Genomic DNA, 19,480 nt, shown 5'->3' on the forward strand with positions numbered 1-19,480 from the left:
GGCGGATCTCAGCCTTGAGTTTTTCCTCGGCGTACATCTTCTTGAGCCGACGATTCTCATCCTCCAGCTCTTTCATCCGTTTCATCAGCGAGGCGTCCATACCACCGAATTTCGCTCGCCACTTGTAAAATGTTGCACTGCTCATGCCATGCTCGCGACACAGCTCCGGGACTGGCACACCAGCGTCCGCCTGCTTGAGAACGGCCAGAATCTGACTATCAGTAAATCGTGACTTCTTCATAGAAAACTCCTTGTGCTAATGTTAACGGAATTTTCTACTTATAACTGCCTCGGTTTTTCGGGGGGATTACAATCTGAGCTCAAGCTAGCATTGCATTTGATTGCCAAAAAAGCTGACTTAAATAAAATTACCATGAACCCGATATAGGCGTACGGGAATAAGCCGGACAACCCCGTAGCCATTAAATAAACAAAAATGGCGATTTTAAATTTGCGAGGCACGAATCTTAATGAATAGAAAGTGACCGCCATCGGAAGAATCAAGCCATATTGAGAAATATTGCCAGGCAAAGTATGACCAACGTGCAGCTGCCTGCCAGATTCATCAAATGCATACTCAAGTATGCCCGTTTTCCCATATCCAACTATGATTCTGTAAGGGTCGCTCAATACCGCAATGGAGTTATTAAAGATATCGATTTTAGTTGCCAAGCTTCCATCAAGCGAATACAAGAACGAAAAGATTGGGCCCCTGAAGGCAAACAATACGACAATGGACAATATTAGGACCACCAGCGCAATGCGTGGGAATCGAAGCGCGAAAATACACGACAAAAGACCTATATAGGCAGTACGAGACGCTGTCAGTAGAATCAGCATTAGCCCAGGAATCGTTAAATTGCTTCTCACTACGCATATGTAAGCAATCATTGGCGCTAGTACTACACCTACGAAATTCGTATCGGGGAAAAAAAATGATCTTTTTAAGTCATACAAACCGCCAAAGCTTGCAAGCCCTGTAGCAAACCTTAATACAACTTCGAAAATGAACAAGTAAAATAACAGCGTAAATATTTTTCTTGCATTCCCTTCATGAATAAACCTTGATAAAAACAATGTCGTGAATAAGAACCCATTCCGACCCACGACCGTGATTACATCTTCATTATTAAGGTAAGCTTGGGCGCCTGAGAATATTAGAATTGAAAGCGCAATTAAAATATCTACAAGGGACGCTCTCCGAAAACTCGATCCACACCGAAGAATAAGTTGTATTGAAAGCAACACCAGCATACCAGCTGCAATATACAGACCTGGGGAAGTAACAGAAATACCTCCATCGCCGGAATTGAAGACTATGAAAATACCGACAAAAAGTACCGATATCAAATTTAAGCTATTCTTAATGGGGGAAAGACCACTTAGCGGCATCTTAATAATCATATGCAGTTCATCCTAAAGATGAATACAATTTAATAATGTTACTATGGTCTGGGGCAAATATTACTTTCGGCGAAAAGCGCACTAGAAGATCTATCGCTAGTTTTGGCCTTCGTTTAAGAACTGCCCGTAAAACGAACATTACAGATAGATTTATAATTATAATTGCGCTAATGGAGAAATTTTTCTTTACAACGTAACAGTAACCCAAATATCTTCTTAGAATATCAGTATCGCTTTCGTTTTTCAGCACCGTGTCGTGAATCAAATTGACGTCTGGCTCGTAATAGATGTTCATTTCTCTTGTAGCGCGGATCCCAAAATCAACATCCTCCGCAAATGAATAACCTTTGTAGCTTTCATCCCAATTTACTGTATCAACAAACTCACCCCTAATGGCGAAGTTACCACCACTAACTACATTACATGGAACGCGACTTCTTGCTATACCACGAGGATCTCGAATCCTACCCAAAAATAGCAAGCTTATCAAAAGAGAGCGAAAAATAGACCTGAGCGGCGATGATACTAAATAACTATTAAATGTTATTGCTCCGGCATCTAATTGTTTCTCGAAAGCACGCAATGATAAATGAATATAATCTCTATTGATCACAACATCATCATCCAAAAAGAATACGTAATCGGCAAAGCGCATTAGCCGAACAGCCTTATTCCTTGCTTGGCAGGGGCCATTCTCGTCACCATTAAGTACAACAATATTCGGATATCCTGAAAATAGGTCCTGTGCAATGGGATCTAGACCAGCTGGGACATTATTGTCGACAATATAAATGACGCAATCATAATCCGAAGTCGCATCAATCATTGAATAGATCGCATTAACAAGCTTGCTGGAGTTCTTAAAGGTAGGAACGACTAAATTTAGAGTAATAATAGTAGTCAATGGAGGATGCCTTAAGCAAGACCTCTAACACTCAGCGCACTTGACAGAACTCAAACTTTCTCGCTGCCTAGTAATCCATACCCTATCTATCAGCAAGACTAATCTTGAAGCTCAATGTGACTTAAGTATATGGCCTGCAATGATTGCGAAGCGTTAGCGGGGTTTATGGGAAAGTCAAATGTCGCTGGATAGTGACACTTAAATTGATTCTTTTCAGAGAACGCCTCTAGTACGGAGTTATCAAAATGTGAGGTCTGATTATAATTCATTGGTCGTTTTCTTCTATAGATTGAATGCAATCTAATGTTAATCCTATCGGGCACGGATACAGAAAAGAATCGAATTATGGGCGCAGCGTATTTAGATTTAAGCATTGTTGTAATATTTGCGACCAAAGTACGCTTGGTTACTTCCGCGCCAGTTTCTTCTAATAAAACTCTCTTATACCCCCCAAATTGACTATCTATAAGCTTGTATATGTCGCTCCATTTTACTTCCGATATCTCCGAAAAGTGGTAAATATTGTTGAATCTCGCTTCGCCTGCATTCAATGCTACATGCCAAATGCCAGCTATAGCATTCTCAAGGAAAGTACCGTTCACATAGCCATCTTGATTCAGTGACAAAAAGTGTCTGGAAAAATAAATATTAAAGATTCGTTGAGTAAACGGACCAGACTCTCTAAAAAGAACATTTCCTAATCTAATGATTGATAATCGGGTTGATGAATTTTTCAGGGATTTCTCAGCAGCTCTTTCCCCTGCCCTCTTTGTTAATCCGTATTCTTCGCACCAAAACCCAAAGTTCGAATTAACATCTACAGTGTTCTCAAGTCGAAATCCAAACACTGATTGAGAGCTAATTTCCACGAATGCCTCAAAGTCGTGGGCCTTTGAAAAATCTGCCAAAGCTTTTACGAGCAAAAAATTCTTGCGAATTCTAGCCCAAGGTACGCCATCAGCAATGAAGGCAAAATTGATGAAGTAATTTTGCGCATCGGAACTGATACAGTAGAGATCTTCGATTTTTTGTATGTGAACATTTTTGTATAACCCAAACTTCTCCTGGAGTCTCTCATAGCCAGTTATAGTAGAGGAGATCAGAATGAGTTCGACACCACTTTTACAATCTATGATGTACTGAATGAACCTAGATCCTACCGCACCTGACGCGCCTGATACATATAAATTAATCATTTACCGAATCCAGCAATTCAATGATCGGATAGAACTGATCCATAGGTGAGAAAAGTAGACTATCCTCGCCATTTAAAAACTTCAAAAATTCAGATATCGCATTTGTAGTATCCAATTTTGGCATAAATGGCTGGCCAGTCGAAAAAACTGTATCATTTAGGTCCAATGGTAAAATAGATTTAGCCCCATCAACGTAGGTTATAGACAAGTAATTCACGTAATAGCTGGCCCTAGACACAGAAATGCTGACGTTGCAGGAACCAATTGTGTACCTGACTTTAAAAGCGTTAAACGAAAGCTTACTGTATTCAACGACAGCAGATCCTGAAACGCAATTCGATAAAGCAAATTGAACTGCATCAAAGAAGTGCGTCCCCAAATCATAGACACATGAATTATATTTAGCATCAGAAGCGCTCATTTGCGTCCATTTACTCTGGATGCCGTATTTGAGCTCTATTGACTTGACCAACAGGGCGTTTGCTCTCAAAAATGAAAAAGCAAGACTCAGTCTCCTTGGAGAAACCGTGCAAATATCCGATTTTTTTTTGTGTGCAAAGAGCCCAACTGTTTTGAGAAATTGCTGACGTGTTACTAAAGCCGGTTTCTCTACTATTAAGCGTTTCCACTTGATTTTCTGTTCATACAAGAATTGGAAATTTTCGAAGTGCGCTTGAGGCGGACTTAGCACAAGAACTACATCATAGTCGCGTGATGGCAATTCACTATGAGAATCAAGTCTTGGGTCTACTAGGTGTTGACGAAACCCGAGAGATTTAAGTATCGGCCGATAAAATTCCCTATATATCGTACCGGCACCGAAAACTAATGCGTCCATTAAGAAAACCTAAATTTAATGTAGCGAAGCGAATGTACAATATAGTTAAGGAGCTTGGCAGGAAGCGAACTAGAGAAGTAATTGTTCTTAATACGGGCAGTTTCCATTTCAAGCACGAATCTGAACCTTTCACTCATTCCACCATCACCTTGAAATCGCACGATCTCAATATCTTTAAGGACGATCACCTCAGGTGCGTAACTGATAGCTTTCAGCATGAAATCATAGTCGGCTGCTATCTTATAAGTCAGATCGTAACCTCCTAGCTGCTGAAATAAAGTCTTTTTAATAATCGCACCTTGGTGACAACATGCCATCCTTTGATGCATAAAAGTTATTTGTGGTATGTATACATGCGACTGTTTATTTTTTTGAACAAATTCTATCTGGACTGCACAGAAGGCCAATGAAAATTGATTCACAGCAGGCAACACTGGCAGAAGCAAAAGATCACCACAATTCAATGTCAGGAAATAATCCCTTCTCACTCTACGAGCGGCCAAATTCATAGCGTGGTATAGTCCACTATCTTGAGTCTGCACATGATCAATATTCAGATACTTTTCCATTGCTTTGAGATAGACACGGGTAGATTCAAGCATTGATCCATCTTGCACAATTACTTGATTTCTGAATCCGACTTTAATGAGCGAATCAATTGTTACCTTCAACCTATCATCATCATTGAAACAGACTATCACAACGTCAAACTCTGTCTCTGTCATAGTTGTTATTTTTGTCATTGGTAACATCCTGGTTCATATGCGTTACATACTGCATAAATAGTATTACAGTTAAGCAATACGTCCGCGCAAAAGAGAGAACTAACAATAGTCTGCCTCAAGCAATTCACTAAAAAAATATTTCCACGATAAAAAAATATACCGCATATAACATTTTATAGTAGTCAGGTCTCAATTTGATGAAGCCTATCCTAGACTCCTTCGTAAGGCGTTTATTGGACTTTAGTATTTCACAAATGAAACTATATCTCGGAAAATAATAGAGTGACTTGATTATTAGTTGACAACATAAAACGAACGAGTCTGATTAAGCATGCACTCACATAGCGACTCGTAATTGTGGCATTATCAATTATCCATGATATCTTAGCTTTAAACGCTCATAGCTGAGAAGCATATAATTAAACCATCGCAAATCTTAATGGCTACTAATTATAGAGTATGAATAAATTATACCGTTTTCTACAGACCTGCTCATTGCCTTATCGTGTCTTGGTTCTTTAAAAACCACTCATAGGTGCGTTGCAGACCTATTTCTAGCGGTGTCTTATAGCTCCACCCTAGAGTTTTCAATTTCGTGACATCCATTAGTTTTCGTGGTGTTCCATCGGGTTTACATGTATCAAAAACTATTTCCCCTTCAAAACCAATGACTTTCTTCATGGTCTCAGCAAGTTGACGAATCGAGCAATCCTCGCCTGAGCCGACGTTAATATGGGAGAGCATAGGCTTGGTATTTTTCTTGTATGTTTCTACGTCAAGGTTCATGACATGTACACTCGCATCTGCCATATCATCTACGTACAAGAATTCACGTTTCGGATCGCCACTACCCCAAACTGACACCTCATTCAATTTCTGTTCCTTTGCCTCATGAAAGCGACGCATCATAGCGGGAATCACGTGGCTGTTCTCACTATGGAAGTTATCGTTTTCGCCGTATAGATTGGTGGGCATAACGCTTCGATAGTCTCGACCATATTGTCTATTATAGCTTTCACATAGCTTAATGCCAGCAATCTTGGCAATAGCATAGGGCTCGTTGGTCGGTTCAAGATTGCCAGTAAGGAGTGCGCTTTCATTCATAGGCTGCGTTGCAAACTTTGGATAGATACATGAGGAGCCAAGAAATAGCAACTTTTGTACACCCGACAAGTGTGAAGCATTGATTACATTGGCCTGAATCATAAGATTTTCATAAATGAATTCCGCTGGATAAATATTGTTGGCATGAATACCGCCTACCTTCGCTGCTGCGAGATAAACCTCATCAAACTTCCCATATTCAAGAAAATTCTGAACAGCGGATTTATCCAATAGATTTAATTCACTTCGGGTACGCGTGATCAGGATCGAATCTTGTTCAATCTGTAATCGTCTTAACAGTGCACTTCCCACCATACCTGAATGGCCTGCTACAAATATACGTCTTCTTCCCATCACCAACTAGTTCTCCACCGAAAGACTAACCACATGGCCGTGTTGTCTTAGTAATGAAAGCTGCTTAGCCACCTTAAGATCTTCAGCTACCATCTCAGCACACATCTCCTGAGCGGAGATCACTGGACTCCATCCGAGCTTCTGTTTCGCCTTAGTCGGATCACCCAACAAAGTCTCAACCTCGGCTGGGCGGAAGTACCGAGGATCAATTCGAACAATCACATCTCCGACCGATAGAGCTGGAGCATCCCCTCCAACAATTCCATCAACAATCCCTACCTCATCGATTCCATCGCCAACAAAGCGCAACGTAATACCAAGCTCGCTAGCAGTCCAGCAAATAAATTCGCGCACAGAGTATTGCTTGCCGGTAGCAATAACGAAGTCCTCTGGCTTATCTTGCTGAAGCATCATCCATTGCATTCGAACATAGTCTTTTGCATGCCCCCAATCACGCAAAGCATCCATATTGCCCATGAAAAGGCATTGCTCTAACCCCTGGGCAATGTTAGCCAAACCACGTGTTATTTTGCGAGTTACAAAGGTCTCTCCGCGTCGTGGGGATTCATGGTTAAACAATATGCCATTACAGGCATACATACCATAAGCCTCACGGTAATTTACAGTTATCCAGTAGGCATAAAGTTTTGCGACAGCATAAGGTGATCTAGGATAGAAAGGAGTAGTTTCTTTTTGCGGTACTTCTTGGACTTGACCGTAGAGCTCAGATGTGGACGCTTGGTAGAATTTCGTATATTTTTCCAAACCAAGAAGCCGAATTGCCTCAAGAAGTCGAAGTGTTCCTATCGCATCAACGTCCGCTGTGTATTCTGCAGATTCAAATGAAACCGCCACATGAGACTGCGCACCGAGGTTATATACCTCATCCGGCCTAACCTCCTGCAGAATGCGTGTGAGATTAGATGAGTCAGTTAGATCACCGTAGTGGAGAACAAAATGCTGGTGTTCGACATGCGGATCTTGATAGAGATGATCGATTCTCTGAGTGTTAAATAGCGACGCCCGACGTTTGATTCCGTGAACCTCATACCCTTTTTCGAGTAGAAACTCTGCTAGATAAGAGCCATCTTGACCAGTTACACCTGTTATTAACGCTTTCTTCATTATTCTTCCTTTTTAACATGTACAGTTTTAATTCTAGATCGATTGGAACACTACCTATGTTTCTAATGCCGGGATCCAGTTAAAGGTAACTATACATCTACTAGTGTAAATTCCCAGATACCACGATAGATTTCTCCGAAACCAAATAAAAATGTTACTGAGACCAAACGTCGATCAATTTGTACAATAACGCACTTAATCTGGCCTAATTGCACTATGCGTACACTCTCTGATGCTATACCCTAATTGCATAAAAACGGATCAATGCTGATCGTTCGAGTTAAGATTCTCACGTCAATGCTCGATATTAACGTGGCGATTTCATTTTGAGACCCACACGTAGATGAGTCTCTTTATAATCTTCAATCCAGTGCACCAATTTCTCCATTAAAGTTCACGCATCTGGCAGATCATTCAGGTACATTTAATCAATTTAAAACGTTTTTACAAAGGCCTCTGCCGTGTCGTTGCTTTGTGGACTGCGAGCGGAGGTCGTGCAGACAACAAAGTCCTGGCTTTTGGCGAAGTCGCGCGTCATCTTTTTAATGTAGAAACTGGAGTTGTCAGTCAACCACTCAGTTGGGTGTGCCGTGATTATCGAACTGCTAAAGCTATTCAATCAACAGGTCCTACACTATCTGACCGCTAATGCCAGCTGTAGTCGCCACATACCACATGACATGCCGATCGGATCGGACGAGTCCAGACTGACTGAATGCTACCCATACTATTTGCTTGTCCCAACAACGGACCTCAATGCCATCAGAGCTCCAGAGAAGACTCGGCATCAGAGTTATAACCGCGCCGTTATGACAACGCTCATCGAGTCCTTCAGAGTATCTGCGCAGCAGCAACTCATTATGCTTGATAATCCGGTAAATCCGTTCGTAGCTGACCGCCGGCTCGTTAGCCGCTCGCTGCAGGCGGTTCAACCTGGTTGTCACCCGCCGATACCCATTGCTGGCTCGCCTTGCATAGATGTCCTGTCTGACGACCTTTAAGCCAGTCGTTCAGGTAAGAGCGCGAGACCTCGAGCAACTGCGCCACCTGCTTTACTGGGAATCGTCCAGCGGCAGCAACGGCGAGCGAGATACCAACTTTTTGTCTACGCTACCTCAAGCACCTCACCAAGGATCCCCGCACAAAAGGTTGTGCGTACCAACATGCGTCCAAGCTCACGAACGTCTTTGTTCAGTGCTTTAACTTCCGGGGCACTAACAACCTCGTCGCCCGACTTAATGGTCGAGTACCCACCATCGTTCATCAACTTCTTCCACCCAAACAACAGGCTCGCGGATTTACCATACCTTCTTGCGACAAGCGAGACCGACACGCCTCTTTTCATGAGCTCGGCAACCATGACCGCTTTCTCTTCAACGGTATATTGTCTGCGTCACTGCACACCGGTTAAAATTTCGATTCTATCCATTCTTAGACACTCCTTAGGCCTAATGCTATGCCTAGGTCTTAACTTCAAACGAAGCGTCCGATTTTATTGGGAGCTAGTTTAATCACATTATCCGGCAAGATTGTTTGAAAACTATTGCCCAAATTAACATCTAGACAACATTTTTAATCAAAAAGCTACATCGGTACTAGGAACTTCGTCATTTACCTATTTGACTTTATTAGCCGCCATTCATTATTGATAGAACTCCTTTGAAAATCTTTTTAGCAATGTACGACTGCTAAAGAGACACGACAACGAATTTTATATACCTTCGTTCCGTGTATTATTTATGAACACGATTTTTCATTGAAAAATGCTTTATTAAACGAAGCAGAAGAGAACTCACCTATGTACAAACTAATTTCAATTTTTCGGTTATCTATTATTCAGCTGAGGCGCCTACTGCTGTAGAATGCTCGCTGAAAAAATAACCTTATATTCAATGTCTTCCAAAAACTCATTACTTGGAAGCTACCAAGGGGAAACATTCGACCATCATAATACGCTCGTAACCGCCATTTTGATCTGGAACGCATAATCTCTGCAAACGAGGGTCGATGAGACATCTGCAACTGTGGCCAATGAAGATTCACTCATTTAACGATAAAGTTATCTACTGATAGAGCTCACCTTTCATATTGAGGCTTTCCCACTTTACTTTAGGGCTTGTCTACAATTTCATGCAGACATGACATACACGTTGATTGCTGTAAGAATGTCCATGACAACTTTGTAAGACGAACCAATTAGTTTAATTTTTCTCATTTATATTTCGAGAACACCCGAAATGAGAAACCAATTGCAACTAAACTATAAATTGCAAATTTGTGTACGAAACTCAAACATAACTAAACAGATCTTTAACTTATCCAGGTTATGAGTCACCTGAAATAATCTCGCGTACACATATCGTTTATTACTTTGTGGAACCACAGGGAGATTATCAACCATCATCGTATGCGCCTTATATATTTCTTAGCCGCGTTTAGTGCATTGATATAACCTTTCAAGGTTCTATTATTACGTTATTCAACTTCTAAAGTTATGCCTAAGCCACAGACTCAATAAATCTCACCAATCGTGTCATCTTTATCGTCTATTTTCTGCACACTAATACTTTGGCCGTTTAAATTCTACGTTCGTCGCTTGAAAGCTACTCACTAAATTCTGACTCTTGTCGCGCTCGCCACTACACAAGTCGCTTAGCGAGAGGATTATTTTACGATCAATTCCTTGACTATTCTCTAATAAACTCTTCAAGACGAATTCGAGGAAACACCTCCAATTTTCCACCATCAGTAGCATTGAGCACACGACCGCCAAAGGCTTCATATGTCTGTTTTGCACGCATATATGACACTTCTGATTGAAAGAGATCGGGAAGCTGCCACTTAGAACCGATTGCGAAATAGTTAGGGTCGAAGTGGCTTTCGTCTTCTTTATCCGCTACCACTGTCTTGTTCGCAGGGCCGTTAACAGCAAAATTGTGATCCGCACCAATTAAAGCCACGTTTCGAAATCCCATATGAAAAGCTAATTGCAGAGCAACGTAAGTCACGGTGTATCCCTGATCTATACTCATAGAACAATCTCTGGCGAAGCCAGCGGTGGAAGAATGCATAAACGCCACATTACTGCGCGCCTTGATTTCCTTCTTTTTGACACCATAATTATCAAGAAAAAGCTGGATGTCTGTTTTATTAAAAAATTCTGCATTCTGCGAGATAACGAAAGGATTTACCGACACAATACAGCTAGGTCTGAAATCAGATCGATCGAATAGCAAATTGATCTTGTTTAACCCAAAAGTAAAAACCCCATCTAACAATGACAAGTCGCTTTTTAAAAGACTAGGCCCATTACATAAAATCACAGCTTTATCGGCACCTGAGAACTTATCTTTCCAGGAATTTAATATTCTACGCGATCGCCATGATTCAAATCTTAAGTCCCATAACAATCTACTTCCAGCTGAACGCAAAGCACTCCGATATGGGTTTATAGTTTCACGGGACTTTAGAATGGGGTTGTCCGGATCAGGAATAGTCTGACTAACTGGCATACCTTGCCTCCTACAAATAGAATCATTAAATTGGATCGTTAAGTTTGTTGCCAATACCACCATCTAGGCTAATGCAGGCTCCATGCATAAAGTTAAAGCCGCCTTCTGCTATGGACACCGCGAGCCTAGCAACCTCGCAAGGTTTGCCTATACGACGCAACGGGTGGCAACTCTCCAATCTAAGAAAACGATCTGGGTCATTTTCGAACCCGGCTCTAAGCATATCTGTTTCGATCGCAGCTGGCTCTATGGCATTCACGCGAATTCGCGCCCCCAAGTCAACAGCCATGGCTCGCGTCAACCCAGAGATGGCCGCCTTAGTAGTTGCATAAGCTATGAAATTTTCTTTAGTGTGGCGAGCGTGTATACTACTTATATTAATGATTCCTCCACACCCCCTCTCCAGCTCACGAACCAGGCCTTGCACTAGCAGGAATGGGGCGATCACATTAATATCAAGAGAGGATCGCCAGTCCATTCGGCTTAAGGAATTAACACCGCCTAAAATTTGGATCGCAGCATTATTCACTAATACGTCAAGTCGATCTTCCAATAACTCATCACGGACATGAGAAAAGAACCGGTTCGCGGTTACTTCGTCATTAACAAGCGATTCTAAATCAAATTTAAGATAGGTTGCGCATTTAAGGCTTTTGGGCATTACGACCCGATCGGTACCGATTACGGTGTAACCGGACTCTGTGAACGCGTTCACTAGTTCAACGCCAATTCCACCACCAGCCCCAGTAACCAATGCCGTCCTTTTATAGTTACTCACCCAGAAATCCCATTAACTTGTTTATTGCTAACTCACTTGTTTTGATAACCGCGTCGATGGTATTCGAGGAGTTATGAGAACCGAACACGCAGCGAGGATGTTCACGTAGGAAGGAATTGAGAGGAAGCGGTTCGACCTCAAAGACATCCAATGCCGCGGAATATACTTGCCCAGACCTAAGGGCATTTTCTAACGCCTCTTCATGAATCACAGGACCTCGTCCAACATTCACTATCCGTGTGCCCCTCTTAGCCTGAGCAAGCACTTCAGCGTTGATCATATGAAAGCTGCTCTGTGTTAGGGCACAAGTTATAACGATGAAATCCGCCTCATCTATACAATTTGGCCAAATTTCTCGTCTAATAGAATTGGACTCAACTACATTGATTTGGCCCGGATCATAAACGATAACCTTCATACCGAACGCTAACAATCTTTGAGCCGCATTTTTACCAATATCGCCATAACCTATCAATGCGACTGTGCGACCACTGAGAGATATCCCCCGAGGCTTAGGCCACAAACCTTGGCGAACACCTTCATGAATAACATATGTTTCGCGTGCCAGTGCAATAACATAACCAATGGCCACATCTGCTACTTCGTTACCAAACATATTGGGCGTGTTAGCGACCTTGATGCCAAGTCTATTACATGCTTCGAAATCGACATTATCGACACCGACCCCCCACTTTACAGCAGCTTTTAGTTTTCCCGCCTTACCTGCACTAAAAACATTATCGTTCGCTGGATCATCACCTATAATCCATCCATCATGCTCCGGAACTAACTTCATCAGATCATCGACACTTAAGGTCTGCACCACTTTTGGGGCTGTAACTTCGACTCCAAATTCCGCAAAAATCCCTGCGAAATGAGTAAGCATGCCAAGCATTGGCGGACAAGTAACTAATATTTTCATTTGCTAGCTCTTCTTATTTCGTTCAAATACATTGAAACGATTTTCGCAAACTCCCAATCGCTAGGAGTATCAATATCTACAGACTCTAACAACGGACTTTCGTACATGATTGGCTGACTACCGATTCGAGCACTAGTCCTAGCGAAGCTTTCTCGAGTAAAAATGTAGAGATTCGAGTTCTCTTCATACCATGGTTCGAGCTGCTGAGTAGGAACAAGTCTCTTGGGGTCGTGATTTACCGGACTGCCGTCTTGCGAATAAAACCGGCTTTGTATTTTATTAACTGTGAAAAGTGAGTCCGCGATGCCTTCACCGCTTGCGTGAATGAATTTATCAATTGACGTTTGGATTGTATCTGCGCTTAGGAAAGGATTCGTTGTGTGAGTCATTAAGTATAGATCCGACTTTACATTTAGCACGTCATCAGCAATCACTAAATTCATACTAACGTCATCACCGCAAATCTTTGGCGCTCGCTTACGAATTACAATTCTGTCAGTGCTCACAACGCCATGTTCTTCTAAAATTCCGACTGCATCCGTATTAATTACAATCTTATCTATATCTTTAATCTCAAGCAAAGTATCTAGGACCCAACGAAACAAAGGCTTCCCGCAAAAATCTCGGAAATTTTTCCCTTGAACTCTTTGACTATTAGCTTTCATCGGCAATAGAGCGACTATTCTCGGCTTTTTCATAAATACCCATGCAGACTGTTTAGTTACTCAGGAAAAAAATATTTCTCTTTATCCTCAATGGACAATTTTCTGTGCTTATGGTTGCCTTTGAAAGTACCCCAATATTGATTCCAGCGGTAGAGAACAATATCCTTGAGCCTCGCTTTCTTTTCTTTGTGTGTGCGGGAATAAAAATCTTTAAACACACTAACAACAAAATATCTTAGGGTATCAAGGACGCTTACATGAACCTGGGGCATAATTTGTTGTAGAGCAATAGCTTCACGCTCAAAGCGCCTCCTAATTTGAGACCACGACTCAGAATGGTAGTGATAAACGCTAGCGTCCCCAACATATGCAACTCTGCCATGATCCAAGACTAAGCGCTTGGCCAACTCCATATCCTCCAGGCCAGTAAGCTCCTCATTAAATTTATAACGTTGCCAAATGGATTTCAGCAATGCTGAGTTTGCATTGTTGCAGTTGAAACCCTTTTGAGGAATTTTCGATTGCTCGGGAAAGTATTTGTTAAAAATCCTTGTCTCGCTAAAGTAGCTGTCACTCCCCCCAATCTGTCTTCCATAGACATACTCTGCGTCGCCTCCAAAAAGTGGAGCGCATAGCTTGGACAACCACTTTTCATCTACAGGAACACAATGTCCGCTCGTGATCACCAGGACCTCACCAAGTGCCGCTTCACACCCAATATTCAAAGATCTGCCGAAAGAAAAATCCTCTCGATTTATGTGAAGGATCCGGCAGCCATAATTTCTGGCAATATCTAGCGTGCCATCAGTCGAACCAGAGTCGACTATCACAACTTCGTAGGTCGACCCCTCTACATTTTGCCTTAATATCGCTTCAAGCAGGTCCTGTAGGTATCTTGCCTCGTTGAGTGTACGTATTACAAAACTAAATTTGACATCTCCGAGATTTATACTGGTCGGCTTAAAGGATAACCGAAACTTGGGCTGCAATCGATCATATACCGCAAAGATCTCCTCTGGAGTCACTTCATTAGCTGCGAACATATCCCAATGTACAGGGACAACATTTTTTACACCGACTTCTTGTGCAAAACCAAATGCCTCGCGAACACTCATGTTTCCAATAATGCCTCGCCTCTCACGAAAATAATTTCGTTCATTGACGGGCAAAAATGCAGTGTGTAGGGGTCCTTTCTTAACTACATCATCGATAACTTCGCGAGACAGTGATGTATCGCCGGCATGATATATTCGTTTTCCATCACATTCGATTATGTATCCGACATAAATAGAACTATTGAGCTCATCATATAAAACTTCAGGGTGAGCTGATAATGTCGCTATTAACTTGATCCGTGGGGTGATCGTCAACCAATCCGTACAATTGGCCTTGAAGGTTCGATTTTGACTAATACCCCATTCATTCAGCTTCGCTATGACCGGTGAAGGTCCTATGAATTTCGCTGTCGGAGAAGCCGCAGCCAATGCGGGCAATGTGTGAGGATCACAGTGATCTATGTGATGATGCGTGATTAGAACCCAGTCGGCATCAACTATTTCTTCAGGTGGAAAAGGTATAGGAGCCAGTCGTGACAAATCTGGACTATCTAATTCTTGAACAGAGTTAGACAAATATGGATCCACGTATATTATTGCATCTGGAAAATGCAAGCAGAAACCGGACTGGCCCAAATTATTTAGGGGAACTATCATCTCAAAGTCCTAATATCTTCCGATTATAGCAATAAAGCACATCAGCACCCGGTACTACTGCAAAATCATAATCCACTATACTACGCATGATATTTCTTGAAGAGTTTGGCAGGCCAAATCTATCGTGAATCTCAATCGTTAAGTACACTGTTTTTTCGAGCCATTCGCAGTCTCCTTTGAACAACTCATTTTCTCCACCCTCTATATCGACTTTAAGCACGGCAAATTCATTCGCACCTAGATACGTGTCATACAACTCTTTCATATTAACTTTTCGGCGCGAGAAAACAGTCTGAGACTCTGCCAGATTACTAGCAGTTACACTCTCGTCACTATTAGCATCGGTGAACCGAAACGTGCCAGATGCAGAAACGCCTTCAGCTAATCGAGATATTCCGATTGAATCAGATAAGTCTTCGCTAATATTCGAAGCCACTGCATAAACAGACTGAAATACTGCTGGTGGATTCCCATCTCTTATATTCTGATTCCCACTCCATAACCCGTAATTCTGTTTCAAGAGTGTGTGATTCTCAGACTCAGCCTCCACGCCTATAATCTTAGTGACACTAGGAAATGCCAAAGATAAGGATAACGAACTAAGGCCAATATTAGCACCTATGTCAAATATCACGGATGGATTTTTGGCAACAACTTTACTAGTAATCGAATTGTTAGGCACATATATTGACGTACTAAACTCTTGTAGCCTGGCATCATCAGAAAAACTAGGCCGGATATATACAATAACTCCACTATTCAGTTTTTTGAGTTTGGCAGTAGAGGATGGTAGGTGCTCATTTGGTTTATCGGATCGTAGTGAATGATGCACTTTCCTTACAACTTTTTTTAGCAATCTAAACCGCGAGTTGTTTAATACGCTCATATTATTTACTCATTCGACTTTTTAACTTTTTCTGGAAATGAAAGATAACACTACCTTCATCAAACCGCTTTTCTCAACTGAATAGAAGATCAACGCCAATCCAAAAAGACTGACGGCGACTGAGACAAAGACTTGAACTATCATGTTGCCTATAAGTAGTTTTGTTATGTAATTGACTGCCATAATGGTAAAACTACTGGCAGTGGTAACTATCAAAAGCACATTAAATATTTTAAGCAAATTAACTTTTAAGAATATCGAGATAAGATACAAGTGCGCAATCATCGACACGATCACAAGACCTATTCGACCAAACAGGAAAGTTCTCATATCGATTTGCGCTAAGTACCAATAAACAGGGACATAGAAAATGAGTGAAAGAGCTAAGACTATTGTTTCATATTGTGGTTTGCCTATGGCACGATAAGCCTCCCCATTTATAAATGTTACACTCGCAAATGCCTGACGAATAGACATCAACCCAATAACTGTTGCCAATCCAATCCATTCAGGACCGAAAAGGGCATGCTCTAGTTGATGACTATGAGCGTAGAGGACAACGCCAATTGGTACCGCAACCCATATGCCTAGCTCAATCGCTTGCTGGGTTTCTAATTGAAGCCTAACGCGATTGTTTTGATGAATAGAAAAATGACTATAGATTACTGGTATTATGGAAGTAAAGATAAGCGAAAATGCAATACCAGTTAGTTGCTGACCAATCCGATACAAGCCTAGATCAGACAAACCCATAAATTTCCCAACTACGAGAGTATCTGCCCACACATAAAACCACGATAAAAAGCCTGTGAGAGTAACCCAACCCCCGAATTTACCCATCTGAATAGAAACACTTTTAGCAACCTCCAACGTCGGACGCCAGGGGCTTACCCGCCATAAAACTAGTAGTTCTAATATTTGTCCGGCTAAAGCACCTGCAACTAATGCCCAATACCCCCACCCATTCAAAGCGAGTGGTATAGATGCAAAGCCTGGCGCGCTCACTGTCAAAAGTCTAACCCAAAACAGCTTCTTAAACTCCATGCTCTTTCGTAGTAACGCGGTTTGAACCGATGACGCAGCTCCTAGGAGCACATGAAGAGACATAACTTGAATTACGGCTATAACTCGATCATCCTGAAAAAGAGAAATAGCTATTGAACTCGCAAACTGATACAGACAACCAGCTATCAAGATTCCAACAGCCAAATTTGCCCAGAACACAAAATTTGCTGCTTCCTCTATATGAGTCTGTCGCTGGATCAGCGCTTTACCCATTCCTGCTTCCCAGAAAATCTGAGAAAAAGCAACCACCATCATTGCTGCTGTCATCACACCAAAGTCCTCCGGCACGAGAATATTGGCGAGGATCAAATATACGACAGGCTGAACGAGCTTTGCAGAAACCTCTGAGAGAATGGACCACTTGAATGCGCGCTCAAATTTCATATTTTAGGGTATAGCTAGTTGTCGATACGTTTTTTCAGGCGGTTGCGCCCACACCGATTCGCCGGGATACGTATCAAACATCAAAAGGTTAAATATTTCGCGTAGTAGTCTTACTATAGTGTCTGTGGCCATGAGAAGTGTGCAATCTAGAACGATTAGTGTTAAGTACGTATATAAAATTGTGGATCACAGCATATTTAATGTGCGGAATTGCATATTTATGAATGCCATAACTGAAATCCAATAAAGACCAATTTAACACTCATACTCTCTAAATTAATTGACCTAGTTTTTGCACATGTTTTTTGCCTATTATTAGAGCACTGGCAGTCAAATGGAGAGGAGCCAAGGTCTAATCGGCAGGGTTTCCTTGGTCGCCAATAACCCGACTGGTAAGAATAGAGTAAATATTGCCACAAGCAGCCTACCCAGGTTAAGAGAACTGCGTTCGATTTCGTTACTTTCTCAGAACTACGCTACGTAGCAGGGGGCGAGCTTCTCAGCGTGAATTTTAAATATGTTTATCAATTGAGCCTCCACTCAATATTACCCTTTCGTCCAATATATGCGTTCATCGAGTACGTGAACTTAGTTGTCAGCACAGAGCGTATTCGTTGCTCAATGTGTTTATTTTTTCACATTGTAGGTCGCAATGCGCATTCAGTTGGCCCATACAGTTATGCCGCCGGGAGCGAAAAATATTGACTGAGAAAGTTTGGGCTAGATTCCATTGACTACCCCCCCTCTTATTCTCGGAATCGTCATATCCTCCATTACCAGATGCCTCCATCTTTTCAATGAGCACATAGATGGACCCACTGTTATCCAAGATTACGCACTCAGACACGCTACCGCCCTACCCGTGCAATTCTGCAGCATCTTAGTTTTAAGGGATGGGAGTTAAGTCCGCCCCATCACTCCCTCAGTTTGTCAGTCTTTTAGTCTTTTAGTCTTTTAGTCTTTTAGTCTTTTAGTCTTTTAGTCTTTTAGTCTTTTAGTCTTTTAGTCTTTTAGTCAAGAATATCATTAATAGGGACCGGTGCCACAAAAGCTAGAAAACGAAGATTCTTAGGCCTACGCTGATCATATCTGACCTACTTTTGCAACATGGGTGACTTGGAAGTTGACTATTTGGGGACTGTGAAGAATGTTCAGCAGGACACTAATTCTGTCATCCGCGGTTACAGCTTTGACGATGGCTTCGATGTTCTTGAAGCAACCTTCGGTAATAAGCACTTTATCGCCCTCTCGGAAAAGGGTAATAGGTTTGTGCTTGCATCCAAATCGCTGACGCAGCGCATCAATCAGCTCGCCAGATACGCGGCTTGGGTACCCATTGAAACTAATAATCTTACCGACGCCGCGTGTGTTCCTCAGGGCGCCCCAATTACCTTGGCTTAGATCCAGCTGGATGAATATATAGCCAGGAAATATCGCATCACGACGAACCACACGTTGACGGCGGACAATACGCTCGGCTGTTAGGAACGGGCTGTAAATTTCAAAGCCTTGGTTGCGCAGATTTGCCTCGGCGCGCTGTTGTTGGCTGGGTTTACATTGCAGAACGTACCAACTCATGGAACATGCCGCTCCAAGTCCTTTTGAATTTCAGCGATTTCGGCCTTTAGTGCCTCATACTCAGCGATTTTCCGCTTAAGAAATCGCTTGGTTAGCCGAGCCTTGCTTTCTATACCAGCGGGAGTCAATACGTAGAGATATCGCTTCTTATTGGCACTTTGACTGAAGTTTTTGACCTTTACTTGCCCTTTTTCAATCAACGCCTGCAAGCAATAGTTGACCCGACCCAAGCTTATACCTAGCTCTGCAGCCAATTGTCGTTGACTCATGTCCGGATTCGATTCTAGTGCCTTGAAAATCTTGTATCGAGCGTCGTCGGTTAGCATAG

General features: G+C 42.1%; 17 protein-coding genes and 1 pseudogene. All 18 read right to left on the reverse strand.

Annotated elements, in window-relative coordinates; translation table 11 throughout:
- Positions 1-241: transposase (locus QGM61_RS13950; RefSeq protein ID WP_281133319.1), on the reverse strand; the 241-nt coding region annotated here is incomplete at its 3' end.
- Between the two features lie 38 nt (positions 242-279).
- Complete coding sequence (locus QGM61_RS13955; RefSeq protein ID WP_281133320.1) at positions 280-1,404, reverse strand: hypothetical protein; 1,125 nt, start codon at positions 1,402-1,404, stop codon at positions 280-282.
- A gap of 7 nt (positions 1,405-1,411) precedes the next feature.
- A complete protein-coding gene (locus tag QGM61_RS13960; RefSeq protein ID WP_281133321.1) occupies positions 1,412-2,308 on the reverse strand; it encodes a glycosyltransferase family 2 protein in 897 nt (298 codons plus the stop codon).
- A gap of 98 nt (positions 2,309-2,406) precedes the next feature.
- On the reverse strand, positions 2,407-3,504 hold the full coding sequence (locus QGM61_RS13965) for an NAD-dependent epimerase/dehydratase family protein (protein WP_281133322.1): 1,098 nt from the start codon (positions 3,502-3,504) through the stop codon (positions 2,407-2,409).
- Positions 3,497-4,342, reverse strand: a complete 846-nt coding sequence (locus QGM61_RS13970) for a hypothetical protein (RefSeq protein WP_281133323.1) — start codon at positions 4,340-4,342, stop codon at positions 3,497-3,499. Before QGM61_RS13970 ends, QGM61_RS13965 begins: the two co-directional genes overlap by 8 nt.
- Positions 4,342-5,085, reverse strand: coding sequence for a glycosyltransferase (locus QGM61_RS13975; RefSeq protein ID WP_281133324.1), 744 nt, complete (start codon positions 5,083-5,085; stop codon positions 4,342-4,344). The genes QGM61_RS13970 and QGM61_RS13975 overlap by 1 nt, the downstream gene beginning before the upstream one ends.
- A 474-nt stretch (positions 5,086-5,559) precedes the next feature.
- Positions 5,560-6,525: a GDP-L-fucose synthase family protein gene (locus QGM61_RS13980; RefSeq protein WP_281133325.1), complete on the reverse strand. Its 966-nt coding sequence runs from the start codon at positions 6,523-6,525 to the stop codon at positions 5,560-5,562.
- 6 nt (positions 6,526-6,531) lie between these two features.
- On the reverse strand, positions 6,532-7,650 hold the full coding sequence (gmd, locus tag QGM61_RS13985) for a GDP-mannose 4,6-dehydratase (RefSeq protein ID WP_281133326.1): 1,119 nt from the start codon (positions 7,648-7,650) through the stop codon (positions 6,532-6,534).
- A gap of 307 nt (positions 7,651-7,957) precedes the next feature.
- Positions 7,958-9,079 (reverse strand): annotated as a pseudogene (locus tag QGM61_RS13990) (transposase).
- A gap of 1,258 nt (positions 9,080-10,337) precedes the next feature.
- Positions 10,338-11,162 (reverse strand): 6-hydroxymethylpterin diphosphokinase MptE-like protein, encoded by an 825-nt coding sequence (locus tag QGM61_RS13995; protein ID WP_281133327.1) that lies wholly within the window; start codon positions 11,160-11,162, stop codon positions 10,338-10,340.
- A 25-nt stretch (positions 11,163-11,187) separates the two neighbouring features.
- Positions 11,188-11,940 carry an SDR family NAD(P)-dependent oxidoreductase gene (locus tag QGM61_RS14000; RefSeq protein ID WP_281133328.1) on the reverse strand — a complete coding sequence of 251 codons (753 nt, stop codon included), beginning with the start codon at positions 11,938-11,940 and terminating at the stop codon, positions 11,188-11,190.
- A complete protein-coding gene (locus QGM61_RS14005) occupies positions 11,933-12,862 on the reverse strand; it encodes a phosphoglycerate dehydrogenase (RefSeq protein WP_281133329.1) in 930 nt (309 codons plus the stop codon). The genes QGM61_RS14000 and QGM61_RS14005 overlap by 8 nt, the downstream gene beginning before the upstream one ends.
- The gene (locus QGM61_RS14010) at positions 12,859-13,560 is read right to left on the reverse strand and encodes a cytidylyltransferase domain-containing protein (protein WP_281133330.1); all 702 of its coding nucleotides are present in this window, start codon (positions 13,558-13,560) and stop codon (positions 12,859-12,861) included. Before QGM61_RS14010 ends, QGM61_RS14005 begins: the two co-directional genes overlap by 4 nt.
- Positions 13,561-13,583: 23 nt before the next feature.
- Entirely contained in the window at positions 13,584-15,239 is a 1,656-nt protein-coding gene (locus tag QGM61_RS14015; protein ID WP_281133331.1) for an MBL fold metallo-hydrolase, read from the reverse strand.
- 1 nt (position 15,240) lies between these two features.
- Positions 15,241-16,125 (reverse strand): FkbM family methyltransferase, encoded by an 885-nt coding sequence (locus QGM61_RS14020; protein ID WP_281133332.1) that lies wholly within the window; start codon positions 16,123-16,125, stop codon positions 15,241-15,243.
- 21 nt (positions 16,126-16,146) lie between these two features.
- Complete coding sequence (locus QGM61_RS14025; protein ID WP_281133333.1) at positions 16,147-17,574, reverse strand: lipopolysaccharide biosynthesis protein; 1,428 nt, start codon at positions 17,572-17,574, stop codon at positions 16,147-16,149.
- Between the two features lie 1,083 nt (positions 17,575-18,657).
- Positions 18,658-19,152: a transcription/translation regulatory transformer protein RfaH gene (rfaH, locus tag QGM61_RS14030; protein ID WP_281133334.1), complete on the reverse strand. Its 495-nt coding sequence runs from the start codon at positions 19,150-19,152 to the stop codon at positions 18,658-18,660.
- Positions 19,149-19,478, reverse strand: a complete 330-nt coding sequence (locus tag QGM61_RS14035) for a MarR family EPS-associated transcriptional regulator (protein WP_281133335.1) — start codon at positions 19,476-19,478, stop codon at positions 19,149-19,151. Before QGM61_RS14035 ends, rfaH begins: the two co-directional genes overlap by 4 nt.
- Positions 19,479-19,480: the final 2 nt, after the last annotated feature.

This window comes from Pseudohongiella sp. SYSU M77423 (assembly GCF_029911965.1).
Taxonomy (GTDB): Bacteria; Pseudomonadota; Gammaproteobacteria; order Pseudomonadales; family Pseudohongiellaceae; genus Pseudohongiella.